The organism is Lacisediminihabitans sp. (assembly GCF_043726815.1).
In the GTDB taxonomy this organism is placed as follows: Bacteria; Actinomycetota; Actinomycetes; order Actinomycetales; family Microbacteriaceae; genus Lacisediminihabitans.
Map to the genome: position 1 here is coordinate 1 of NZ_JAYSJZ010000079.1, position 22,374 is coordinate 22,374.

The 22,374-nt window shown below is 69.1% G+C and carries 22 protein-coding genes; 14 read left to right on the forward strand and 8 right to left on the reverse strand.

What is annotated here, in order from left to right:
* Nucleotides 1-988, reverse strand: a 988-nt coding sequence (locus tag ACHZD8_RS12315; protein ID WP_394770719.1) for an IS481 family transposase, incomplete at its 3' end; no start/stop codon positions are given.
* Between the two features lie 119 nt (nt 989-1,107).
* Here ACHZD8_RS12315 and ACHZD8_RS12320 point away from each other — a divergent pair.
* Nucleotides 1,108-1,614 carry an 8-oxo-dGTP diphosphatase gene (locus ACHZD8_RS12320; RefSeq protein WP_394770720.1) on the forward strand — a complete coding sequence of 169 codons (507 nt, stop codon included), beginning with the start codon at nt 1,108-1,110 and terminating at the stop codon, nt 1,612-1,614.
* On the opposite strand, the gene ACHZD8_RS12325 is transcribed toward ACHZD8_RS12320, so the two are convergent.
* Nucleotides 1,611-2,936, reverse strand: a complete 1,326-nt coding sequence (locus ACHZD8_RS12325; protein WP_394770721.1) for a GNAT family N-acetyltransferase — start codon at nt 2,934-2,936, stop codon at nt 1,611-1,613. The genes ACHZD8_RS12320 and ACHZD8_RS12325 overlap by 4 nt on opposite strands.
* Nucleotides 2,937-3,133: 197 nt before the next feature.
* Between ACHZD8_RS12325 and ACHZD8_RS12330 the strand changes: the two genes are divergently transcribed.
* Nucleotides 3,134-4,438, forward strand: coding sequence for a M18 family aminopeptidase (locus ACHZD8_RS12330; protein ID WP_394770722.1), 1,305 nt, complete (start codon nt 3,134-3,136; stop codon nt 4,436-4,438).
* Between the two features lie 4 nt (nt 4,439-4,442).
* Nucleotides 4,443-4,730: a putative quinol monooxygenase gene (locus ACHZD8_RS12335; RefSeq protein WP_394770723.1), complete on the forward strand. Its 288-nt coding sequence runs from the start codon at nt 4,443-4,445 to the stop codon at nt 4,728-4,730.
* On the opposite strand, the gene ACHZD8_RS12340 is transcribed toward ACHZD8_RS12335, so the two are convergent.
* Together ACHZD8_RS12340 and ACHZD8_RS12345 are read right to left on the reverse strand one after the other, a co-directional pair.
* Complete coding sequence (locus tag ACHZD8_RS12340) at nt 4,727-5,248, reverse strand: DUF6226 family protein (RefSeq protein WP_394770724.1); 522 nt, start codon at nt 5,246-5,248, stop codon at nt 4,727-4,729. The genes ACHZD8_RS12335 and ACHZD8_RS12340 overlap by 4 nt on opposite strands.
* Nucleotides 5,249-5,284: 36 nt before the next feature.
* Nucleotides 5,285-5,716 carry a hypothetical protein gene (locus ACHZD8_RS12345; protein WP_394770725.1) on the reverse strand — a complete coding sequence of 144 codons (432 nt, stop codon included), beginning with the start codon at nt 5,714-5,716 and terminating at the stop codon, nt 5,285-5,287.
* A 159-nt stretch (nt 5,717-5,875) separates the two neighbouring features.
* On the opposite strand from ACHZD8_RS12345, the gene ACHZD8_RS12350 reads away from it, so the two are divergent.
* On the forward strand, nt 5,876-6,697 hold the full coding sequence (locus ACHZD8_RS12350; protein ID WP_394770726.1) for a DUF4433 domain-containing protein: 822 nt from the start codon (nt 5,876-5,878) through the stop codon (nt 6,695-6,697).
* Between the two features lie 22 nt (nt 6,698-6,719).
* Here the strand turns inward: ACHZD8_RS12350 and ACHZD8_RS12355 are convergent, their stop codons facing one another.
* Together ACHZD8_RS12355 and ACHZD8_RS12360 are read right to left on the reverse strand one after the other, a co-directional pair.
* On the reverse strand, nt 6,720-7,082 hold the full coding sequence (locus tag ACHZD8_RS12355; RefSeq protein WP_394770727.1) for a hypothetical protein: 363 nt from the start codon (nt 7,080-7,082) through the stop codon (nt 6,720-6,722).
* 22 nt (nt 7,083-7,104) lie between these two features.
* On the reverse strand, nt 7,105-10,494 hold the full coding sequence (locus ACHZD8_RS12360) for an SNF2-related protein (protein ID WP_394770728.1): 3,390 nt from the start codon (nt 10,492-10,494) through the stop codon (nt 7,105-7,107).
* 157 nt (nt 10,495-10,651) lie between these two features.
* On the opposite strand from ACHZD8_RS12360, the gene ACHZD8_RS12365 reads away from it, so the two are divergent.
* The 5 genes from ACHZD8_RS12365 to ACHZD8_RS12385 all read left to right on the forward strand — a co-directional run bounded on the left by ACHZD8_RS12365 (nt 10,652) and on the right by ACHZD8_RS12385 (nt 16,226).
* The gene (locus tag ACHZD8_RS12365; RefSeq protein ID WP_394770729.1) at nt 10,652-11,962 is read left to right on the forward strand and encodes a class I SAM-dependent DNA methyltransferase; all 1,311 of its coding nucleotides are present in this window, start codon (nt 10,652-10,654) and stop codon (nt 11,960-11,962) included.
* Nucleotides 11,959-13,110 (forward strand): restriction endonuclease subunit S, encoded by a 1,152-nt coding sequence (locus tag ACHZD8_RS12370; protein WP_394770730.1) that lies wholly within the window; start codon nt 11,959-11,961, stop codon nt 13,108-13,110. Before ACHZD8_RS12365 ends, ACHZD8_RS12370 begins: the two co-directional genes overlap by 4 nt.
* A gap of 84 nt (nt 13,111-13,194) precedes the next feature.
* Nucleotides 13,195-13,890, forward strand: coding sequence for an endonuclease/exonuclease/phosphatase family protein (locus ACHZD8_RS12375; protein ID WP_394770731.1), 696 nt, complete (start codon nt 13,195-13,197; stop codon nt 13,888-13,890).
* A 96-nt stretch (nt 13,891-13,986) separates the two neighbouring features.
* The gene (locus tag ACHZD8_RS12380; RefSeq protein WP_394770764.1) at nt 13,987-15,423 is read left to right on the forward strand and encodes a gluconate:H+ symporter; all 1,437 of its coding nucleotides are present in this window, start codon (nt 13,987-13,989) and stop codon (nt 15,421-15,423) included.
* 14 nt (nt 15,424-15,437) lie between these two features.
* Nucleotides 15,438-16,226 (forward strand): EI24 domain-containing protein, encoded by a 789-nt coding sequence (locus ACHZD8_RS12385; protein WP_394770732.1) that lies wholly within the window; start codon nt 15,438-15,440, stop codon nt 16,224-16,226.
* On the opposite strand, the gene ACHZD8_RS12390 is transcribed toward ACHZD8_RS12385, so the two are convergent.
* A complete protein-coding gene (locus ACHZD8_RS12390; protein WP_394770733.1) occupies nt 16,201-16,770 on the reverse strand; it encodes a hypothetical protein in 570 nt (189 codons plus the stop codon). The two genes, ACHZD8_RS12385 and ACHZD8_RS12390, sit on opposite strands and share 26 nt — an antisense overlap.
* Before the next feature lie 134 nt (nt 16,771-16,904).
* Here ACHZD8_RS12390 and ACHZD8_RS12395 point away from each other — a divergent pair, with 134 nt between their 5' ends.
* Nucleotides 16,905-17,372 (forward strand): methyltransferase family protein, encoded by a 468-nt coding sequence (locus ACHZD8_RS12395; protein WP_394770734.1) that lies wholly within the window; start codon nt 16,905-16,907, stop codon nt 17,370-17,372.
* A gap of 27 nt (nt 17,373-17,399) precedes the next feature.
* Here the strand turns inward: ACHZD8_RS12395 and ACHZD8_RS12400 are convergent, their stop codons facing one another.
* Nucleotides 17,400-18,026, reverse strand: a complete 627-nt coding sequence (locus ACHZD8_RS12400; RefSeq protein ID WP_394770735.1) for a TetR/AcrR family transcriptional regulator — start codon at nt 18,024-18,026, stop codon at nt 17,400-17,402.
* A gap of 62 nt (nt 18,027-18,088) precedes the next feature.
* Between ACHZD8_RS12400 and ACHZD8_RS12405 the strand changes: the two genes are divergently transcribed.
* The 4 genes from ACHZD8_RS12405 (at nt 18,089) to ACHZD8_RS12420 (ending at nt 22,261) form a co-directional block, all read left to right on the forward strand.
* Nucleotides 18,089-19,195, forward strand: coding sequence for a flavin-containing monooxygenase (locus ACHZD8_RS12405; protein WP_394770736.1), 1,107 nt, complete (start codon nt 18,089-18,091; stop codon nt 19,193-19,195).
* A gap of 40 nt (nt 19,196-19,235) precedes the next feature.
* Nucleotides 19,236-20,234, forward strand: a complete 999-nt coding sequence (locus ACHZD8_RS12410; protein ID WP_394770737.1) for an LLM class flavin-dependent oxidoreductase — start codon at nt 19,236-19,238, stop codon at nt 20,232-20,234.
* A 97-nt stretch (nt 20,235-20,331) separates the two neighbouring features.
* Nucleotides 20,332-21,027: a DUF1294 domain-containing protein gene (locus ACHZD8_RS12415; RefSeq protein ID WP_394770738.1), complete on the forward strand. Its 696-nt coding sequence runs from the start codon at nt 20,332-20,334 to the stop codon at nt 21,025-21,027.
* A 46-nt stretch (nt 21,028-21,073) separates the two neighbouring features.
* Nucleotides 21,074-22,261: a winged helix DNA-binding domain-containing protein gene (locus ACHZD8_RS12420; protein ID WP_394770739.1), complete on the forward strand. Its 1,188-nt coding sequence runs from the start codon at nt 21,074-21,076 to the stop codon at nt 22,259-22,261.
* Nucleotides 22,262-22,374: the final 113 nt, after the last annotated feature.

The window sequence follows — 22,374 nt, forward strand, 5'->3', positions numbered from 1 at the left end:
TGTACTGCCCAGGGAGGTTAGTTAACCGGCTGATGGGTGGTTTGCCTCCGATGGCGGTGTGGGGTCTGTGGTGATTGTAGTCATGGAGCCATGCGGGGAGCGCTGCTCGGCGGGCTGACTCGGAGTTGTAGTGGCGGGAGAAGGCCCACCCGTCGGCGAGGGTGCGGTGGAAGCGTTCGATCTTCCCGTTCGTTTGCGGCCGGTAGGGGCGTGTCTTTTTGACCGTGATTCCGAGCTCGGCGCAGGCGTCCCGCCAGGCATGAGATTTGTAGGCGGAGCCGTTGTCGGAGAGCACACGTTCGACCCTCACCTCGCGGGCGGCGAACCAGCTGACTGCCCGGCGCAGGACGCCGATCGCGGTCGCAGCTGTTTCGTCGTCGTGGATCTCGGCATAGGCGACTCGGGAGTTGTCATCGATGACGGTGTGGACGAATGCGGTGCCGATCAGAGGCTGCCGGGACTTGTTCTTGGCCGTCACCGGGGTCGCTGCCCGGTTGCGACCGCCTTGTTGGCGGCCGACGAACCGCCAGCCGCCGCCGTCCGGGATGTTACCGAGCTTCTTCACGTCGACATGGATCATCGCCCCGGGTTTGTCGTGTTCGTAGCGACGGATGGGCTCCCCGGTTCGAACGTCGACATGGTGCAGGCGGTTGAGTCTGCATCGCACCAGCACGGCATGGACGGTTGAGGGAGGCAACCCGAGTCGTGCTCCGATCGCGACCGGTCCCAATCGTTTCTTCCATCTCAGATGCACGATCTTGCGCACCATGGCCTGACTCGTGCGGTTCGGCGACCGGTGCGGCCTCGAGGAGCGATCCTGGACCCCGTCGCGGCCCATCACCGCATACCGGTCGGCCCACCGTTTCGCGGTCGGCCAGGAAACATGGAAGAACACGGCCGCGTGAGCGACCGGCCACCCCTCATCGACGATCAGCCGCGCGATGCGCAACCTTTGAACAGGAGCAAGAGCAGCATTAGCGTGAGACACGAAGACCTCCGGATTGAGGAATGGGACCTAGACAGCTCCACCCTCCACCGGAGGTCTTCCTCATATCAACACATCACACATCAACCAACGTCCCTGAGCAGTACAGCTAGGCTCGCTGCATGGAATTGCCCGAGGTGTGCGTCTGCTACCTCATTCGATCCGGTGCATCTGGCGACGAGGTGCTGCTCGGGGCGAAGAAATTCGGCCTGGGGGAGGGTAACCTCGTCGGCCCCGGTGGCAAGATCGAATCCGGGGAGACGCCGGTGCAGGCGATCATCCGGGAAGTGGCGGAGGAGACCGGAGTGGTCGTGGCCGCGGAGGGCCTGAGGCTCGCCGGGGAGCTCACCTACCCGTTTCCGCATCGGCCGGCCTGGAGCCAGAAGTCCTGGGTGTTCGTCACCCGCGACTGGTCCGGCCTGCCTCGGGAGTCGGACGAGCTGGCCCCGGAGTGGTTTCCGATCGGCGCCATTCCGGTGCATCGGATGTGGGACGACGCCAAGTACTGGCTGCACGACGCGCTCGGCGGCGGCTTCGTCACCGCCACCTTCGAGTTCGGGCAAGACCTTCGCACGGTGGCCGCCTCCGATCATCCGAGCTTCGTCGCGTCATCCGGTCGGCGCGGCTAGAACCAGATGCTCAACCACGGTTCGACCGACGAGCGGAAGGTGCGGTCCACCGCGAGTGCCGAGTCCTCGCGCAACTCGGTGATCCGTCCAGCGATCGTCAGTGACACCGCCGACACCCCGCCGAGGTAGAGCGCGCTGAGCGCGTTGACCGAGAGAGCCACCGCGGCCGCGTCGTCCGGAACGTCCCCGTCGAACGGCGCGGCGGTCGCCGAACCGTCGGCGGCGACGTCGAGCAGCACGCGCGTGGCCGCGAAACCGAGCGGATCGCTCACCTCGAGCACCGTGCGACCGGAGCGAGAGTAGTGCCGAGCCTCGAGCGCCGCCGTGACATCCAGGATGCGGGTCCAGAGGTGATCCCGCCGCTGGGCCACCCGCACGGCCCGGAAGTCGGACACCTGCCAGAGCACCGCCTCGTCGACCGGGCGCAGCGTCGCCGTCAGCTCGCTCACGAGATCCTGCTCGAGCAGGAAGCGCCAGAGGCCCGCGTAGGCATCATCGGTCGCCGCGACGAGGAACTTCACGTCGAGGGTGTGGGCGGCGAAGTCGGTCGGCGACTCGGTGATCCGATAGACCGCGAAGCCCTGGGCGACGCCGGCCGCGTCGTCGAACCGTACCGCGCGCAGGTGCTTGGCCGCGTCCTTGTCGTCTCCGACTAGCCCGAAGAGCCGCGTCCAGAGCTGGCCGCCGAACTCCATCTGACCCGGCGTCCGCAGCCGCACCCGCTCCACGATGGCAAGTCCCTCGTCGCGCAGGTGTTCGAGCGACACGAACTGCACCCTGCCCGACGCCTCCTTGCCGGTCCATTTCGCCCGCGTGGTGTCGATGCGCCAATCCGCGGTCATGGCAGAAGGGGCGAACCCGAAGCGGCCGTAGATCGTTGCCTCGGACACCGTGAGCATCGCCACGGGAACCTCCAGCCGGTGCGCGGTGCGCAACTCGGCCTCGAGCATCGCCCGGGCGATGCCGAGCCGGCGATGGGTCGGAGCGACCGTGACCGCGCTGATGGCCCAGGCGGTGACGGAGCGCCGGCCGGGCACCGTGAGCTCGGCCGGCCAGGAGCTGACGGTGGCGACGGGCGAGTCAGGCTCGGCGGCCGTCTCGTCCCACACCCCGCTGGTGCGTCGGTCCGCATAGCCGGCGAACTGCTCGCCCAGCGACTCTTCGGATGGGCGCGGGCCGTGAAACCCGCGCGCCTCGGCCCGCAACCAGAGGTCGAAGGCCGCCCGGTCGCCCGGGTCGACGAGGTCGAGCCGCAGGCCCTCGGCGGCGAGTCGCTCGTGGGAACGGGAATCGATCGGGGTGCGCTGGAATTCGGACGTCATCCCCTCAGGCTATCGGTGCCCCAGGCGCCCCGGCCCGATCCCCGGCGACCAGCGCTTCTCCGGAGGTTTTGGCGCGCGAGGCAGCCACGCCGCCGATTTGGGGACGGATGGGGTGCCCCAGCGGCGAAACCTCCGGAGAAACGCGAGTGCGGCCGCGGCCGAACGCACGGACTCCACCCGGATGCTTGAATTGGCCCATGAGCGATTCCCCCGCCTCGGCCGACCACCTGCACGACCTCGCCAGCTTCGTTCGGGCGTCACCGTCGTCCTACCACGCGGCCGCCGAGGCGGCGAGGCGGCTCGAGGCGGCCGGATTCACCGCGCTCGACGAGGCGGAGCACTGGGCGACGGGCCCCGGCCGCTACTTCGCGATCAGAGATGGCGCGATCGCCGCCTGGATCCTGCCGCCGAGCGCCGGCCCCGCCACACCGTTCCGCATCGTGGGGGCCCACACCGATTCGCCCGGATTCAAGCTGAAGCCGAAGCCGACCACGGGATCCCAGGGCTGGCTGCAGGCCGGAGTAGAGGTCTACGGCGGGCCGCTCTTCAATTCCTGGCTCGACCGCGAGCTCGAGTTCGCCGGTCGCCTCGTCTTCGACGACGGCAGCAGCGCCCTCGTGCGCACCGGCCCCTTCCTGCGGTTCCCGCAGCTCGCCGTGCACCTCGATCGGGGAGTGAACTCAGACGGGCTCACGCTCAATCCGCAGTCCCACCTGAACCCGGTGATCGGCGTCGGCAGCGCCGCGGACACCGACGTGATCGCCCACCTCGCCGGCCTCGTCGGCCGGGCCGGCAGGCACGTGGTCGGCTACGACGTGGTCGTCGCCGATACCCAGCCCTCCGCCGTCTTCGGCCTCGATGGTGCCCTGTTCGCCTCGGCCAGGCTCGACAACCTCTCGTCAGTGCACGCGGGACTCGCCGCCCTGATCGCACTCGCCGAGGCCGGCTCAGACGGGCTCGACGACATCCCCGTGTTCGCCGCCTTCGACCACGAGGAGGTCGGCTCAGACACCCGGTCCGGCGCGAGCGGACCGTTTCTCGCCGACATTCTCGCCCGTATCAAGCCGGACGCCACGGAATCGGATCGCGCCCGCGCGTTCGCGAGGTCGTGGTGCCTCTCCGCCGATGCGGGCCATGCCGTTCATCCGAACTATCCGGAGCGGCACGATCCGGCGAACCGCCCGGTGGTCGGTCGGGGCCCCCTCCTCAAGATCAACGCCAACCAGCGCTACGCCACCGACGCCTTCGGGGCCGCGGAGTGGGCGCGGTCCTGCCGGCAGGCCGGGGTCGGCTACCAGGAGTTCGTGTCGAACAACGCGGTGCCGTGCGGGTCGACGATCGGTCCGCTGACCGCGACCCGCCTGGGCATCCGCACCTTCGACGTGGGAATCGCCCTGCTCTCCATGCACTCAGCCCGCGAGCTGTGCGGCGTGGAGGACCCCGCCGCCCTCGCGGCGGCGATCGGCGCGTTCCTCGCCCCGTCCACTCCCTCCGAGAGGTAGACCGATGTTCCTCGCACTCGCCCAGTACACGATCGCCGAAGGCAACGAGGCCGACGTGCTGGCGCTCGTCGCGGAACTCGCGTCGGCCAGCCGAGCGGAGCCGGGCTGCCTCGCCTTCGACGCCTACCTGAAGCTGGGTACCGACCGGGACCTGGTGCTCATCGAGCGCTACCGATCGGAGGCCGACTTCGGCCTGCACCGCGAGACCGAGCACTTCGCCCGGCTCGTGCTCGGGCAGATCGTGCCCCTCCTGGAGAAGCGCAGTGTGGAGAGCTGGGTGTTGCCCGACTAGGGTCGCGCGGCCGGCCGACGCGGCCATGGAGCCCAGCCGCCCGGTGACGCCGCGAGCGTAGTTCGGGCCTCGGCGACTCGTTCCGCCGGGAATTGGCCGCTGTGACACTCCCCGGACTGCCAGCCGTTGGCGTGACGCAGAGTGAAGCTCACCATGCTGCCGTCCACCGTCTCCGTGTAGCCGCCGGTCACGATCGTGAGGATCAGGTCCTCCAGCTGTCCGATGAGGCTCGCCGGATCCTCCCGCGCGTTGTCCAGGGGCGGGAAACAGAACTCGTGCAGGGCGCCAGCGTGCACGATCACCCTCGGCTCGATGGTGAAGGCGAGCACGACGGGCGCGCCGTGCGGCTCGGCCGGCACGACCAGCACGGCCTCGCTCACCGCCGCCCCGTCGTGGCGGTAGCCCGGCAGCGGCGAGACGGTCACGTCGTACTCCGACGAGAGCCGATCCAGCAGCAGGCGGGCGGCGCGGGTGAGGGGATCCACCCCGTCGCCGGCGGGTCGTGTGTTGTCGGGCATCCACCGAGTGTATGCAGAGCGCGAAAGGACGGCGGACTACCGACTGCCGATCACCGCATCCGGCACCTCGCGCAAGAAGATCTCGAGGGTCTTCGGTCCGACGCCCGGCAGGGCGTAGAGCCTCTCGCTCAGTTCCTTGCGGGAGCCGGACGTCTTGACCATGGCGCTCACGGAACCGTAGTGGCGCTTCACCGTGGCCATCACCTCGTGCAACTCGTCGGTCATCAGGTAGTCGAAGCGCGCGTAGTGTCCCTCGTCGAGCAGGGCACGAAGCTTCTCCCGGTCGTAGTCCGCGAAGCTGTCCAGCGAGGTGAGCCCGTGCGCGATCAGCACCCGCCAGGTCTCCGCGGCAACCTCCTGCCTGATCGGTCGGCCGAAGAGCAGGCTCGCCAGAAACCAACGGAACAGCGCATCCGCCTCGGCGTGCGTCACATCGATTCCGAGGTCGGCGGCCGTCAGGTTCGCCATTGCTGCTCCTTCAATGTTGCGGTAATCGCACGGTACGCCCCGCTGGAATCCAAGGAAAGACGGGATTCGAGGCCACTTTGGGCGAATTGTGTGTCGAATTGCACGTAACGTGGACAGGTAGCGCTCGAGCGGGGCGCCGCGCTTACGAAGGGTTCTGCCGTGGCCGACGAATGTATTCATGGATTGGATGCCGGCCTCTGCGACCAGTGCTATCCGAAACCGGCACCCGAGGTCGACGTCGTCGTCTCCACCAGCACGCGCACTCCCACCAGACCCAAGCTCTCCTCCCGTGCCGCACCGCGACGCACGCTGGCCCCGCGCCGGCTGTCCACCACTCCGCTCGACGACGTGGGCGAGCAGCGCATCTATCACGTCACCCACATGACCAACCTGTCCGGAATCCTCGGCAGCGGCATCCTCTCCGACCTGAGCGAGGCGTGGGATTCGCGTCCCGCCGTGGACATCTCCTCGACCGATGCTCGCGAGTCCCGTCGCAGCACCCTCGTCGCCGGCTCTGAGGGCCCGAGCGTCGCCCACTACGTGCCGTTCGTGCTGTCCCCGAACGCCAGCATCTGGCAGAGCATCCGCACCGGAGTCGCCGACCCGCGCCTGTCGGCAGACATCGCCGACACCGCGCCGTCGGACTTCGTGCTTCTCGTGACCACGGTCAAGAAGATCGTGGACACCGAGGTAGACACCGCCGTGACCGACGGGGACGCGGCACACGTGCTCACCCGGTTCGGCTCGAACCCGGAGGCGGCCGAGCGGATGCTGCGGCGCCTGCGCGCGGACGAGGACTCGATCCTGCACGCCGAGTACCTCGTGCGTGATGCCGTTCCGTTCGAACTCGTCACCCTCATCGGTGTGGCGAACGACAAGGCCCGGGACGCCGTGAAGGCGATTCTCAAGGCCTCGCCCACGAAGCCCAAGGTGGCCGTATACCCGCCATGGTTCCAGCCGGTGGACGACGGCGCGGTCTGATCGCCCCTCGCGGAACGGCGGCCTAGGCCTTCTCGTCCACGATCCCCACGAACCGGCTGCCGATCCCGTCGATCTCCCGGCGGTGCACTGTCGGCGCGGGCGGCGGAAGCTCCTCCGCGAGATGGAAGTCGCAGCTCAGGTAGGTGAAGGCCGGCCACCACTTCTTCGGTCGCGCCGCCTCGGTGAACCCGCAGACGTCGCACTTCAGCTGCACCCAGACCGGCTTCTTTCCGGTGCGGTTGGCGCGCGACTGCTGCAGCCATGCGGGAGGGTTCGCCTCGAGCTCGGCGAACTCCGCCTCGCTCAACTTCGCGGGGATGCCATGGCGGTGCGCCATCTCGAGGGGGATATCCAGCCGCAGGGCGGCTTCACGTCTCGTAATCATGTCCCTCAACGATAGGGGCTTGTCAGCCGTCGAGCAGGCCACGGATGTCGTCGGCCGTGAGGGCCGTCGAGAACAGGGCGTCGTCATCCATCACCGCGTCGAACAGCGCCGCCTTTCGGTCGCGCAGCGCCATCACCTTCTCCTCGATCGTGCCGGTGGAGACGAGACGGTATACGTTCACGGAGCGGGTCTGTCCGATTCGGTGCGTGCGGTCAACGGCCTGGGACTCGGTCGCCGGGTTCCACCACGGGTCGAGCAGGAACACGTAGTCGGCCTCGGTGAGGTTGAGCCCGAATCCGCCGGCCTTGAGGCTGATCAGGAAGACCGGGGCGTCACCGTTCTTGAACCGCGCGATCACCTCCGGGCGGTGCAACGTCGACCCGTCGAGGTACTCGTGCCGGATTCCGGCGGCGTCCAGCCGCTCGGCGGCCCGGCCGAGGAACGAGGTGAACTGGCTGAAGATGAGGGCGCGGTGGCCCTCGGCCACCACGTCGTCGAGCTGTTCGAGCAGCGCGTCGAGCTTCGACGAGGGGATGTCGGCGTACGCCTCGTCGACGAGCGAGGCGTCGAGGCTCAGCATCCTCAGCAGGGTCAGCGATCGGAACACGATGAAGCGGTTGCGGTCGAGATCCTCGATGAGACCGAGCAGCTTCTGGCGCTCCTTCTGCAGGAAGGTGTCGTAGAGCTTGCGGTGCCGCGGGGCGAGGTCGATGCGCAGAATCTGCTCCTGCTTGGCCGGGAGTTCGGTGGCGACGAGTTCCTTGGTGCGCCTCATCATGAGCGGACGGATGCGACGCCGAAGCCGCGCCAGTCGCTCGGCCGCGTGCGCGGAGGCCTCGGCCTCGGTGACGGAGACCGCGAACCGGGCGGCGCGGCCGCGTGAGCCGGCACCGCCGGGCGCTTGACTGCCGGGCTTTCCGCTGATCGGGCGCACATACTCGTCGTCGAACCGGCGCCCGGAGGCGAAGAGGCCGGGGGCGACGATGGCGAACAGCGCCCACAGGTCGGTGAGGCTGTTCTCCATGGGGGTGCCCGTGATGGCGAGCTTGAACGGCGCCCGCAACTCCACGGCGCATTCGTGCGCCTTCGAGGCGTGATTCTTCACGAACTGCGCCTCGTCGAGGATGAGGCCGCCCCAGTCGAGCGCCTGGTAGGCGTCGAAGTCGAGCCGGAAGAGGGCGTACGAGGTGACCACGACGTCCGCGCGCGCGTCCGGCCCGGTCACGAGCGCCGCGATCGACGTGCGGCTCTTCGACTCGGTCGCCGTGATGGCGTGCACCGCGAGGCCCGGCGTGAAGCGACCGGCCTCGGTCACCCAGTTGGAGACCACGGACGTGGGCGCCACCACGAGGAACGGACGACGTTGCTCGTTTCGACTGTCAATGTTCTGACGGTCACTCAGGGCGTACTCGATGAGCGCGAGCGCCTGGAGGGTCTTGCCGAGTCCCATGTCGTCGGCGAGGATCCCGCCGAGCCGGTGCCGCCAGAGGAACGCGAGCCAGTTGAAGCCGTCCTGTTGGTAGGGCCGCAGGGTGGCGTTCACCCCAGCGGGAAGCGGAGTCGTCTCGACCGACTCCACGGCGAGGAGTCCGGCGGCGGCCTCCCTCCAGGACACGGCCTGCTCCGTCTCGTCGGCGAGATCCTCGAAGTCTGCCCAGAGGCTCGCCTGGTAGCGGCTGATGCGCAGGCCGGTCTCCCACTCCGCGAGGGCGCTCGCCTCCTCGATGAGCAGCTTGAGGTCGTCGAAGACGGGTTGGTCGAGCGAGAGGTAGGAGTTGTCGACGAGGAGGAGCTTCTTCTGCCCCTTGGACAGCGCCTTGAAGAGCTTGGTGAACGGGATGTCCCGACCCTCGACCGTGACATAGACGCCGAGGTCGAACCAGTCCCGCTTGTCGGTCTCGACGGTCTTCACGGTGAGCCTCGGCAGGTCGGTGAGCTCCCGATAGTCAGGACGCTCGCCGACGGTCTCGATCGTCACCCCCTCGGTCGCCTCGATCGTGGGAAGCACGGTGCCGGCGAACTCCGCGGCGGCGAGTCCCTGGAGAGTGGCGGTCGGCTCGAGACTGCCCGTGAGGTGCTCGACCCGCGCGAGGATCTCGGCCTGGTCGTCGTCGATGACCGCATCACGCAGCGAGCTGCGAGTTCCGTCGCACAGCCAGGCCCACTCGAGCCGAATCGTCTGTTTCGGTGCGAAGGTGACGGTGAGTAGCAGCTCGGGACGGGCGAGTTCGGGAAGCGTCACCGAGTCGTCGACGCTCGTCACCTCGAGCCTCCGGCGCAGGGCGGGGTAGAAGTCGTGCAGGAACTCGTCGACGTCGTCTCGCGGCACGACGAGCTCGGCCTGGCCGAGCAGCCGCCGCTGATCCGGCCCGATTGCCCGTTCCGTCGGGGCGATGGTGAACGTCCACGGCGCGACGGCCCAGGCATAGATCCCGTGGTCGCCGACGGTGGCCGCAGCGGAGACCGGATGCCTCGCCCCGTCGATCTCCAGCACGGTCGCGAGCCTCAGGTCGCCCCCCTGGTCCGCGCTCGCATCGATGCTCAGCTCGGCCCGGGCGCCGACGGAGACGGAGACGTCCTTCTTGCTGCCCACCAGCGAGATGCCGATCTCACGGGCATCATCGAGCAGGCGCCACAGCAGTGGGCTCTGGAAGTCGTCGAGGTAGAGCCAGTCGGCCTCCTGCCCGCTGTAGGTCTCCCGGGTGGCGCGGTGCAGGGCCGCGAACTGGGCGAACCAGAGCTGCTGGCGTGGCTCGAGCTCGAGTCGATTGCTGAGGTAGGCGAGGGAATTCCAGGTGATGTTCGAGCGCACCCAATTGCCGGTCTTGCTCCGGATCACCGGGCGCACCCCCAGGCGGTGGGTCGCCGTCGGATCGACCACCGCACCGGCCGGCCTCGCGGTCGGGCCGTTCCAGCGGCTGCGGGACCGGGGGAGCTGCTCCCGGAGTTCGAACTGGAGAGCCATCGGGGTGTGCGCCGCGCCGCGAGGAGACGCGGGGGAGGAACCGGCGAGATCGGACAGCGCGGTCTTCCAGCCCGCCGAACCGGTGGCGGGTGTGGCGCCGACGAGTCCGCTCGCGGCCTGCACCTGGTCGAGCCCGCGCACCTGGGCGGCATTGTTCGCCAGCAGGGTCGCCGCCACGTGCTTGCAATCCACGTCCACCGGGCAGCTGCAGATGCTGCTGGTCGGCCGAAGTCGACCACCCGGGGTGGACGCCAGCAGCACGCTGCACTGGTAGGGCTGCGGCCTCGTGCCGCGCACTGTCCCGGTGAGGATGTTGGCCTCCGCGTCCCAGTGCGTCTCGAGGACGGCGCCGAGCCTGGCATAGCCCTGCCCGCGCTGAAAGGCGTCGGGTCCGACGAGGCGGATGATGTCGCTCACGTCCACCAGCGGAGCGGCTTCGGACGGCATCCGCCAATCGTCTCACGGGCCTCCGACCACGAGTGCCGCCGATACCCTCCCGCGGGGGCGCCCACCCCGTTCTGGGACTGCCCCCGCGCACTCCCATCCGGGTAGGTTCGAAAGACTGGTACTCGACCCAGGGCCCGAACCCTAAAGGAACCCGCAATTGTTCGCAGCGGAACTCACCGACCACGTGGATGAGGTGCTGCACGCCTTCGAACGGGCCGGGGCAGTGGATCCGCTCGAGGCGATCGAACAGATCACCAGCCTGCTCGACGATCGCGCCAGCGTCACGTCGGCGTTCCGCAGTCCGGAGCTCCGCTCCGAGGTCGTGGGGCTTCTCGACAGCGCGCCGATGCGGGACCGCGCTACCCAGGAGCGCGTCTACGAGTACCTGCTCGGCAAGCTCGGCGAGTCCGGGGCATCGCCAACGGCCCCGACACCCCGCCACATCGTCTCTCTCATGGTCGAGATGTCCGCCCCGACGCCCACCGACACCATCATTGACCCGGCGGTCGGCACCGGCGGCTTCCTCGTGACCGCGGCCGACTATCTGCGCGATCACCACCCCACGGCCTGGCTTGACACCGACCTGCGCGAGCACTTCAACAATGCCGCCTTCACCGGCGTCGACTCCGACGCCGCACTGTGCAGCATCGCACGCATGAACCTCCGACTGCACGGGGTGCAGAACCCCGAGGTCCTGCACCGCGACTCGCTGGCTGAGGAGGGCGGTGGCGGCCGGTATTCGCTCGTCTTCGCGAACCCGCCGACGGACGGTACGCGCGACCTCGTCGCGGCGAAGCAGCTGCTCTCCGTGGTCAAGACCAGAAAGACCGACCTTCTCTTCGTCGCCCACAGCCTGCGCCTGGTGAGCGACGGCGGCCGCGCGGCGATCATCGTGCCGGACACCGTGCTGTTCGGCACGACGAAGGCGCACAGGGACCTGAAGCGCACGCTCGTCGATGAGCACTCGCTGGAGGCCGTCGTGCGCCTTCCTGCCGGCGCCGTGCGCCCAAGCTCCCCGTCGGCGGGCAGCCAGTCTGTGTCGATCCTCCTCGTTCGCCGGGGCGGCGTCACCAAGAACGTCTGGTTCTACGACGTGCGGGCGGACGGTATCACCGCCGGCGAGAGTGGCCTGCCGAGCGAATCGAACGACCTGCCAGACCTCCTGTTCCGTTGGCGATCTCTTTCGGCCGAGGCAGAGGGATCGCCTCCCGAAGTCTCAGAGCACAAACGCCCACGCACCGCGCAGTCGTTTCTCGTGCCGCGCGAGGAGATCGCCGAGCACGACTACGACCTCACCTTCAACCGGTATCGCGTCGTGCCCGCCGAGCGCGTCGTGCATCGCTCGCCCAACGACATCCTCATCGACATCGCTCGGCTCGAGCTGCAGATCCAGCAGGCCGCGGCCGCCCTCGCCCGATCGTTGAGCGAGCTCCCGGCGGGCGCGCCCCAGCCGGGCGCCTGGCAGTGAACACCGCGATGCGGATCTCGGACGTCACCGACATCGTCGAGCCATCGGTACCGGACCCCGGTTCGCCGGAGTTCCTGTACGTCGACCTCGGATCCGTGGATGCGGTTTCCAAGCTTGTCTCCTCCCCGAAACCCACCCTCGTTTCTGCGGCGTCCTCCCGCGCCCGGCAACGCCTGCGACGCGGTGACGTGCTGGTCTCGACCGTGCGGCCCGCACTGAATTGTGTGGCATCGGTCTCTCCGCCGCTCGAGGGCGCGACGGCCTCGACCGCATTCTCCGTGCTTCGGCCGAGGCCCGAGCTCATCGATGACCGCTACCTGTTCCACTGGGTGCAGGCGCCCTCGTTCGTGGCCGAGATGACGCGGCTTGCCACCGGCGGCGCGACGCCGGTCGTCTCCGATCTTCAGGTGCGGGAGTCGTCGATTCCGGTTCCTTCGCTACCCGACCAACGCCGGGCGGCAGACGTTCTGGACCAGTCAGATCAGCTTCGGCACCAGAGGCGTAGAGCCATCGCCCTTCTCGACGAACTGGTCGACGCGACTCTCCTGGATCTACTGGAATCCGCCGAGCGAGTAGGTCGGCTCCGGGACCTGATCGAGTCGGCGACCCCGGGTTTCCTGGGGAAGCCGGGCGGCGGGGCTGCCCTGCCGTTCATCCGGGCATCGAACATCCTCGACGGCGAAATCGATCCAGCCGGCCTCACCGAGACCGGCACCGACGCTCGCGGCCTCGACTCGCGCGGCCTGGAATCGGCCGACCAGAACCGGCTGGTGCGAAGCGGCGACGTCCTGTTCTGCCGGACCGGCAACTCCGCGACCATTGCGAAGGCGGCGGTGTTTCGCGGCGATGGGGCGTCCTATGGCGCCCCGCTGCTCCGGATTCGGCCGGCCCTGGCGGACGCGGGGGACTTCCTTGCCGCCTACCTCAACAGCGTCCCGGGGAGGGCAGCCCTCCGATCCCTGGCTTCGATCACCGCGAAGAGCCTGATATCGATGCCCATTCCCCTCCCGGCCCCCGCTGCGCTCACAGAATTCTCCGGCCGGCTGCGCGACATCCGCCAGGCGTGGGCGATCGAACGCCTCCAGTCGGTCAGGCTCGACGAGTTGCAGGCGTCGCTCCAGTTCCGCGCGTTCACCGGTCGGCTCTGAGCATTTCACCCGCCGAGTCGGCGCCGCACGCCCACTGACCTTAGGCTGGAATGTCGCAACATCGATCCCCGGGGCAGGTCACGAGTGCAGGTCATCAGCTACAACCTCCGCAAGAATCGCGCGAGCACCGAGCTCGCCGCTCTCGCCGCCGACTTCGAGCCAGATGTGTTGTGCCTCCAGGAGGCGGACACGTCGGCGCTCCCGTCGGATCTCGGCGTGCTTCACCTCGCCGATTCGACCCTGCGGAACCGTCTCGGCCTCGCCCTCTACTACCGGGAGGACCGCTTCAGCGCGGTGAAGACCCAGGCCTTCGAGTTGAAGAAGTCCCTGCACGACCGCCTGCTGCGGCCCGCCCACGAGCGGCTCATCGCCACCCGGCTGGTCGACACGGCGGCCAAGCGGGAGCTCGTGGTCGCCTCGTTCCACGCCGCACCGCTGACCGCGCTCAACTCCCTGCGTCGGCACCAGATCGCCGCCGCCCACGAGCAGCTGCGTGTGCTTGGACCCAACCTGCCCACCCTCATGGTGGGCGACTACAACTACCCGATCTTCAAGAACCACCTCAACGAGAGGATGCTCGAGTCGGGCTACGACCTCACCCTCAGCGATCGGCGCACCTACACGCGCTACAAGTTCTTCCGAGGCCACTTCGACCTCGCAACATCGATCGGACTCACGATCGACAACGTGACCACCCTCCCGCGCGGCACGTCAGACCACCTTCCGATTCTGGTCACCGCCTCCTACAGCGCGGATGTCCCGGTCGCGGCAGCGGGGTGACACGCCTCAAATGAGGCGTAGTGTCTAACGTCGGGCGGGGGTCGAGAGCGGCCCCGAAGCCAGACCACGACCACCGGGGGATTCACCGTGAGCATCATCCAACGAGCAGCATTAGCCGGCAGCCACCTCGCGGCGGTCAATCCGGCGGACAAACCCTGGACCGCGCACGACACCCAGGTTCTCGTGGTGGCCGCGATCGGCATCGCGATGGTCGTTCTGCTCATCGTGGTGGCGAAGTTCCACGCCTTCCTGGCCCTCACCATCGGGGCGCTCTTCGTGGGGATCGCCTCCGGCATCGCCCTCGACAAGATCACCCTCTCGTTTGAGACCGGGGTCGGAGGCGTACTCGGCTACGTCGGCGTGCTCATCGCCCTCGGAGCCATGCTCGGCAAGCTTCTCGCCGATTCCGGGGGAGCCGACCGCGTCGTCGACACCCTGCTGCGAGGAAAGCCGGCCAGCCTGCCCTGGAAGATGGCGCTCATCGCGTCCATCATCGGCATCCCGATGTTCTTCGAGATCGGCCTCGTGCTGCTCATCCCGATCGTGATGCTCGCCGTGCACCGCGTCAAGGGACCGGCCATGCGCCTCGGCATCCCGGCACTGGCCGGGCTCAGTGTGCTGCACGGCTTCATTCCGCCGCATCCCGGGCCCCTCGCCGCGATCGGAATCCTGCACGCCAATGTCGGAATCACCCTCGCCCTCGGCCTTCTCGTGGCGATCCCGGCCGTGATCGTCGCCGGGCCGCTGTTCGGTCGACTCGCCGCGCGCTGGGTGCCGATCGGCGCGGCGGGCGCGGCCCTCGCGGTCACCGGCGGCTCGACGGCAGACGGCAAGCCGGGGCGGGCCCAGGATTCGGATGCCACGCGCACGCCGTCCTTTGCCCTCACCCTCGTCACGCTGCTGTCGCCGCTCGTGCTCATGCTCGTCAAGGCGGCGGCGGACATCTGGCTGCCGGCCGGCTCCGGCATCCGCGCGTTCCTCGACTTCGTGGGCGACCCGGTGTTCGCGCTGCTCTTCGCCGTGCTGCTGGCCATGGTCACCTTCGGCACCAGCGTGGGCTTCGGCGCGTCGACGCTCAGCACCAAGATCGGGCAGAGCCTGCTGCCCATCGTCGGGGTGATCTTCATCGTCGGTGCCGGCGGCGGCTTCAAGCAGATGCTCGTGGACGGCGGAACCGGCACCGCGATCGCCAAGATCGCCATCGCCACGAACGTGTCCGTGCTCGTGCTGAGCTGGATCGTCGCAGCGCTCATCCGCCTCGCCACCGGCTCCGCGACCGTCGCGACGGTCACCGCGGCGGGGATCGTGGCGCCCCTCGCGGCCGGCCTCTCGCCCGCGCACCTCGCGCTGCTCGTGCTGGCGATCGGCGCCGGGTCGCTCATCTTCTCCCACGTGAACGACGCGGGATTCTGGTTGGTGAAGGAATACTTCGGTCTCACCGTCGGACAGACCCTCAAGACCTGGTCCGTGATGGAGACAATCATCTCCGTCGTCGGGCTCGCCGTCGTGCTGCTGCTCTCGGTCCTGCTCTAGCGGGGCGCCGGATCATGGGCGTTGCGCGGCGATTCGGAACCGGGGTGGGCTACCTCGGCTCCGGACTCCGTCTCTGGGTGACCTCGCCCAGGCTCATGCTGCTCGGGGCGATCCCGGCGTTCATCGTCGGCATCGTCTACACGGCGGCTTTCGTGCTCGTGCTGGTGAACCTCGAGGCGATCGCCTCCTGGGCGGTTCCCTTCGCAGCCCAGTGGGGTGAGCCGTGGCGCACGGCGATGCGGGTTGTCGCGGCGACCGCACTTGTCGGCGGGCTGGCGTTCGCGGCGGTCTTCACCTTCGCCGCGGTGACCCTCGCGGTGGGCGACCCCTTCTACGAGAAGATCTGGCGGGCGACGGAGCGGACGCTGGGGGAGGAGCCCGCAGACCTCGGCGAACCCGCCTGGCGCGCGGTCGCGCGCGGAATCGGCAGCGGCATCCGCCTGTTCGGGCTCACCGTCGCCGTGGGCGCGCTGCTTTTCGCCTGCGGCTTCATCCCCGTGGTCGGCCAGACCGTGGTCCCGGTGCTGGGGGCGTTCCTCGGCGGCTGGATCCTGGCGCTCGAGCTCTCCGGCTTCGCCTTCGACGCGCGCGGACAGCGCCTGCGGCAGCGGCGCCGGGCTCTCGGGGCGAACCGGGCCGCGGCTCTCGGCTTCGGCATCCCCACCTACCTGTTGTTCCTGGTGCCCTTCGCCGCCGTGGTGATCATGCCGGCGGCGGTCGCGGGAGCCACCCTGCTCGCCCGCGCCGCGCTGGATGCCGAGCCGGCCGAGGACGCGGCTACGAGCCCAGCGCCTCCACGATGAACTGCGCGCGCTCCCAGTAACGGTCGTAGTGATGCGGGTCGTCGTTCACCTGCACGGCGTGGGCCGCCTGGCCCGGTGTCATGTTCTTCCAGCCCGGGATGGTCACGAGCTTCTTGAAGAAGTTGAGAGCCGAGGTGTATGGGTCCATCCGGTCGGCGAGCGAGCCCCAGGCGCCGTTGGCGCGCTGCTGGAACAGCCCTCGGCTGTCGGCTCCCGCAGCGTCGCCGTGGTCGAGCACGCGGAGTCCGGACTCGCCCATCGCGGTCATCACCCCGATGGCCTGGGTGTGCCGCCCGATGCCGAGCGAACGCGCGGCCGCGATCACCTGCGCAGCATTCGCGAGCCGGTCCTGGCAGTACCCGGCCACCGGACCGGCCGGCACGGAGATGTCCCGCACCGTGATCGTGGTGGCAGATGGGCAGACGGGAGCGGATGCCGTGCTCCAGATTCGCGCGAAGATCGCCGGAGCGAAGACGGCGGTTCCGGCCACCGCCGCAGCGAGGAGCCCGGCGAGCAGCACGAGGAGCGTGATCCCCTTGCGCATTCGCATCACCCTCTTCGAGCCGCTCGAACCGCGCCGGGCGGCACGATCGACGGCCGCCGTCGAGAACACAGCGTAGCGAATTCGGCTCGGTCGCACCTTAGAGAACACCGCGCGTCACGGCGTAGCCTCGACCCATGAGACGTGCGCTGGCGTTCGGTCTGGTCGGTGCGCAGTTCGTGCTGCTCGCCGCACTGGTCTTCTTGCCGCGCGGCACGCTCTGGCCCGTCAGCGGCATCGTGGTCGCGGTTGCGGTCGTGGTTGTCGCTGCCGGGCTGCTGCTCGCCGTCCTGGGTCTCGTGGGACTCGGCCCGGCGCTCACGGCGAGTCCGATTCCGAAGCAGAACGCGTCGCTCGTCACCGGCGGCGTCTACGCGGTGGTGCGTAATCCGATCTACACCGGTCTCCTTGCCGGCGGCGTGGGCCTGACGCTGCTCGGCGACTCGGTCTGGCACATCGTCGCCTGGCTATCACTGGTGCTGCTGCTGTCGTTCAAGACGCGCTGGGAGGAGAGGATGCTGCTCGCCGAACACGCGGAATTCGCGGACTACGCCGCGCGGGTCGGCCGATTCCTGCCGGGCATCGGACGGCTGCGGAAACGCTAGTCGCGACCGATGCCCACGACGTGCCGCTCAGACGATGCCGAGCGCGCCTCCGAGTGCCTTGCGCACCCAGTCGCGGTAGGCCGCGACCGTCCAGCCCGCCCCGCCGACCAGCACCTGGTAGGCCTCCGGGTTGCCGATGGCCCAGATCGCCGCGGCTGCCTCGTCGTCGGTGAGCCCCTCGAGGCATCCGCGCGATCGAAGGTCGGCGGCAGCGAGCCGGTAGTTGCGCAACCGCTGCTCATTGCGCGCGCGCTCCACTGCGGCCGCCTCCCCGTCCACAGCGGCGGCCTGGTGAATCACCGCCCAGACGGTCGCCGTTCTCCCGTGCACCTCCACGAACCAGTCGGCGAGCACGTCGACCACCCCCGCGGCGTCCACGGCGGCGCGCGATCGCTCCCTCATGAATTCGGCAACCGGGGTCGGGGACGCCGGCCCGGACGCCGCGGAATCCAGCATCGCCGAGAGCAGCGCGGCCTTGTTGCCCACGGAGTTGTAGATCGTCTGCACCGAGACCCCGGCGAGGCGCGCGACGGCGCCGATCGAGGTCCCCACGTAGCCGTTGGCCAGAAAGAGCGTGCTCGCCGCGTCGACCACCTGCCGCCGGGTCACGGCGGCCTGAGCTTCGCGCAGGGTCGGGACGGCCTCGTTGGTCACAAAAGTTAGCATAGCGTTCCACTGATTAGAACGCTATTCTAGTGAGAACTCAAGGAGGAGCCATGGAACACATCGACACCATCGTGGTCGGAGGCGGCCAGGCCGGCCTCGCCACGGGGTACCACCTCGCCCGGCTCGACGGCACGTTCGTGATCCTGGACAGCGAGCAGCGCATCGGCGACGGCTGGCGCCGGCATTGGGACTCGTTGCGACTTTTCACTCCTGGCAGGTTCAGCGGGCTACCCGGGATGCCCAACCCCGTCGGGCGCGACTCCACCGCCACCCGGGACGAGTTTGCCGACTACCTGCGGGCCTACGCGACCGCGTTCGCCCTGCCCACCCGTTCCGGCGTCACCGTGACCGCCCTCGGCCGCGTCGCCGACGGGTTCGTCCTGACGACCACGGCGGGGCCGATGAGCGCCCGGCAGGTGGTGGTCGCCGGCGGACCGAACCGGCTGCCGCGCGTTCCCGACTTCGCCCGGGAACTCGACCCGGGCATCCGACAGCTGCACTCGTCGGAGTACCGCAACCCGTCGCAGCTGCCGGCGGGAGACGTGCTCGTCGTCGGCGCCGGCACCTCCGGGGCGCAGATCGCGCTCGAACTCGCGGCCACCCACCGGGTGACCATCGCCGGCCGGCCGACGGTGCACATCCCGGATGCGGTGTTCCGTTACGCCGGGGCTCCCTACTGGTGGTTGGTGAGCAACCTGCTCACGGTGGACACTCCGCCCGGCCGCCGGGTCGCCGCGGGGTTCGGCAAGCGGGGAGCGCCGCTCATCAGCGTCTCGATGCGCCAACTGGATGCCGCGGGAGTCACGCGCCTGCCCCGCATCACCGGCGCGCATGGCGGCCGCCGCGTCGCGGGAGAGGCCGGTTCGGTCTGGTCGCCGGAATCCCCGGCCACCGTGATCTGGGCCACCGGCTATCGCCCGGACCTCCGCTGGCTGCCCGACCTGCCGCTGAACGAGGATGGGCTGCCGGCCACCAGACGCGGCGTGGTCGACGACGTTCCCGGCCTCTATTTCGTGGGGATGCCGTTCCAGTACGCGCTCACCTCCGGGCTCATCGGGGGAGTCGGCCGGGACGCGGCGTTCATCGCGGATCGAGTGGCCGCGCGGGCGAGGTCTACGGAATCGGGAACGATTGGGGCGTCGACGCGGTTGGCATGAGGAGTGCGCCTCGGCGGCGCACGACAGAGAGGCTCGCTTCATGACCATCCCGCTTTCCATTCTCGACCTCGCCCCCATCGCGCCGGGGCACACCGTTCGGGAGAGTTTTGCCGCGAGCGTAGCGCTCGCGCAGACCGCGGAACGGCACGGCTACGCGCGAGTCTGGTACGCCGAGCACCACAACATGCCCACCATCGCGTCGTCGGCCACGAGCGTGCTGGTGGGATACATCGCCGCCCACACGTCGACGATCCGCCTCGGCTCGGGGGGCGTCATGCTGCCGAACCACTCGCCGCTGACCATCGCGGAGCAGTTCGGCACCCTCGCCGAGCTCTATCCGGACCGCATCGACCTCGGTCTCGGCCGGGCTCCCGGCAGCGACCAGACCACGGCCCGCGCGATGCGACGCGACCCTCGCGCCTCCGACCAGTTTCCGCAGGACGTGCTCGAGCTGCAGGCCTACCTGCGCGGCGAGTCGATAATCCCCGGCGTGCAGGCGGTCCCCGGTGCGGGCACCAACGTGCCCCTTTACATCCTCGGTTCTTCCCTCTTCGGCGCGCAGCTCGCGGCCGCCCTCGGTCTGCCGTACGCGTTCGCCTCGCACTTTGCGCCGGATGCTCTGCACGAGGCAATCGCGACCTACCGGCGCGACTTCCAGCCGTCGCAACAACTCGCGGAGCCGCACCTGATCGTGGCGGCCAACGTGATCGCCGCCGAGGACGGGGCGGATGCCGCCCTCCAGTTCGAGACGACCCGACGCTCCCGGGTGCGCGGCATGATCGCCCGTGGGCCGTCGGCTCCGGACTACTCCGACGACCAGATCGATGCGTTCCTCACCACGCCGGAGGGGCGCAACATCGCCAACATGATGCGCTACACGGCCGTGGGCACACCCGCCGAGGTTCGCGCCTGGCTCGAGGACTTCGCCGCCTCCACCGCGGCCGACGAGCTCATTCTGGCGCACCAGTCCCGGGACGTGGCCGACCGGCTGCGGTCCGTGGAACTCACCGCCGAGGCGATGAGCGGCGCGACGGTCTAGTCGGGCCACCCGTCGTCGGCGCCGCGCGGTCGGAACGCGGCGGCGCACGGGCGCCGTGCTGCCGTCGAGCGCCCGATCCTGCCGTTAAGATCGACTCATGGCCGTCCCGCGAGAACCCGTCGTCGGGCGCCTCGAAGGCACCCTCACCACGTGGAATGACGAGCGCGGTTTCGGGTTCATCACCCCCTCGGGCGGCGGTAGCACCGTCTTCGTGCACATCTCCGCGTTCGCGCACCGTGACACCCGACCGTTCACCGGCGAGCTGCTGACCTTTGAGAGGTCCGTCGGCGCGGGAGGTCGGGAGCAGGCGAGAGGCGTGAAACCGGTCGCGATGCCCGTGCCCAAGTCCACGAATCGCGCCGCTCAGCGCCGCACGGCCGTGCAGCACGCCGCAGTGCCGCCCCGCATCCCCGGGCCGGCCAACCAGAGTCCGGTGAGCTATCTGGCCATCCTCGCGTTCATCGCGCTTTACGTGGTCGTCAGCGTTGCGTGGACCGTGCCGTATTGGCCGATCGCGCTCTATCTCGTGATGAGCGTCCTCAGCTTTTTCACCTACGCCTCGGACAAAGTCGCGGCGACGGCCGGACGGTGGCGCACGTCCGAGAGCACTCTGCTCGTGCTCGGCCTCCTCGGGGGGTGGCCGGGGTCGATCTTCGCCCAGCAGAGACTGCGTCACAAGACGCGCAAGGTGAGTTTTCAACTGGCATTTTGGGGCACCGTGCTCCTCAACATCGCGGCGTTTTTGACCCTCGCCTCCCCAAGCTTTGCCGCCCTCGTCGCGCACCTGGGATGACCTACGGGCGGGCGGCGCCGTCGGCCGTCCCGGCTAGCCTGATTGCATGAATTGGACGTGGCGCCAGGTCGTGAGACGGCGGATGGCACGCCAGCACCTCACTGCGCCCGTCGACGCGCCCGCGCCCGCCGGCATCCCCGCCGTGGCGGCCGCGATCTGTGGCGTGCACGCCCAGATCGCCTCTTCCGCCGAACTGCAGCTCGGCATCAGAGTGGCCGCGATCACTCGTTCCGACGTGCGGCGCGCGCTCTGGACCGACCAGTCCCTCGTGAAGACCTACGGTCCGCGGGGAACCGTGCATTGGCTTCCCGCGTCGGACCTCGCGATGTGGAACGGTGCGCTCTCCGCAATTCCCTCCCGCAGCGGCCTGCCGGAGGCCTCGCGGCTCTCCGCGGCGCAGACCACGCTGGTGATTCAGGCGATCGCCGACGCGCTCGATCTCGACACTCTCGCCCCGACAGCTGCGGGTGGGGTCACCCCCTATGGTGCGTGCCTCACCATCGACGAGCTCGATTCCGAGGTCATCGAGCGCACTGGCCCGTGGGCGGCCGACCCGGTCGTTCCGATGTTCGGCTCGATGGCCCCGCGCTGGCGACAGGCGATTGCCGCCGCCGCCTACGCGGGTGTCGTCGTCTTCGGCCCCAACCGCGGACCCAAGACCACCTACTCGCGGGCCCCCGTCTCGTCGATGGCTGGCGAGCCCGATCCCGATCCGGCTCTCGGGCTGCTGAGTCGATACCTGCACGTCTACGGTCCGGCCACACCACGGGACTTTGCGCAATGGCTCGCCGCTCCCGTGGCCTGGGCGTCGAGCGTGTTCGACCGCTCCGACCTGGAACCGGTGAGCCTTGAGGGAACGGAGGCGTGGCTCAACTCCGGCGATGCTGAGCCGGTAGACCCGCTCGCGCGCGGCGTCCGGCTGCTTCCCTACTTCGATCCGTATGTTGTCGGTTCCCACCCGAGGGCAATGCTCTTCCCCGGGCGCGCGTCCGAGCGCGCGCTGGGGAACGGCCAGGCCGGGGTGTTTCCGGTGCTGCTCGTCGACGGGACCGTCGGCGGAATCTGGCACCAGCGCCGCTCGGGACGACGCATTGCCGTGTCGGTCGAGTCTTTCTCGCCGCTGCGCGCCCGGCAGCGCGCCCAGCTCGAGGCGGAGACGCAGCGAATCGGCGAGATCCTCGAGGGCGATGCCGAACTCACGATCGGCGAGGTCACCGTCGGTGCCCACGCCTAGCGCCAGGAGTGGGCGGAATTCCCCATGACACTGCCGATTCCATGCCTCACTCGCGCGCTTGTTCGACCACCTTGCGGCAATGGAGATAGCTTCTTACGCACAGATGTCATGCG

Coding starts and splice junctions, on each gene's coding strand:
- ACHZD8_RS12405 (WP_394770736.1), top strand. CDS start 18,089: ATGGAACACATCGACACCATCGTGGTCGGAGGCGGCCAGGCCGGCCTC.
- ACHZD8_RS12345 (WP_394770725.1), bottom strand. CDS start 5,716: ATGGCGAACCTGACGGCCGCCGACCTCGGAATCGATGTGACGCACGCC.
- ACHZD8_RS12385 (WP_394770732.1), top strand. CDS start 15,438: ATGGGCGTTGCGCGGCGATTCGGAACCGGGGTGGGCTACCTCGGCTCC.
- ACHZD8_RS12360 (WP_394770728.1), bottom strand. CDS start 10,494: ATGCCGTCCGAAGCCGCTCCGCTGGTGGACGTGAGCGACATCATCCGC.
- ACHZD8_RS12330 (WP_394770722.1), top strand. CDS start 3,134: ATGAGCGATTCCCCCGCCTCGGCCGACCACCTGCACGACCTCGCCAGC.
- ACHZD8_RS12395 (WP_394770734.1), top strand. CDS start 16,905: ATGAGACGTGCGCTGGCGTTCGGTCTGGTCGGTGCGCAGTTCGTGCTG.
- ACHZD8_RS12355 (WP_394770727.1), bottom strand. CDS start 7,082: ATGATTACGAGACGTGAAGCCGCCCTGCGGCTGGATATCCCCCTCGAG.
- ACHZD8_RS12415 (WP_394770738.1), top strand. CDS start 20,332: ATGGCCGTCCCGCGAGAACCCGTCGTCGGGCGCCTCGAAGGCACCCTC.
- ACHZD8_RS12340 (WP_394770724.1), bottom strand. CDS start 5,248: ATGCCCGACAACACACGACCCGCCGGCGACGGGGTGGATCCCCTCACC.
- ACHZD8_RS12325 (WP_394770721.1), bottom strand. CDS start 2,936: ATGACGTCCGAATTCCAGCGCACCCCGATCGATTCCCGTTCCCACGAG.
- ACHZD8_RS12390 (WP_394770733.1), bottom strand. CDS start 16,770: ATGCGCAAGGGGATCACGCTCCTCGTGCTGCTCGCCGGGCTCCTCGCT.
- ACHZD8_RS12410 (WP_394770737.1), top strand. CDS start 19,236: ATGACCATCCCGCTTTCCATTCTCGACCTCGCCCCCATCGCGCCGGGG.
- ACHZD8_RS12320 (WP_394770720.1), top strand. CDS start 1,108: ATGGAATTGCCCGAGGTGTGCGTCTGCTACCTCATTCGATCCGGTGCA.
- ACHZD8_RS12335 (WP_394770723.1), top strand. CDS start 4,443: ATGTTCCTCGCACTCGCCCAGTACACGATCGCCGAAGGCAACGAGGCC.
- ACHZD8_RS12420 (WP_394770739.1), top strand. CDS start 21,074: ATGAATTGGACGTGGCGCCAGGTCGTGAGACGGCGGATGGCACGCCAG.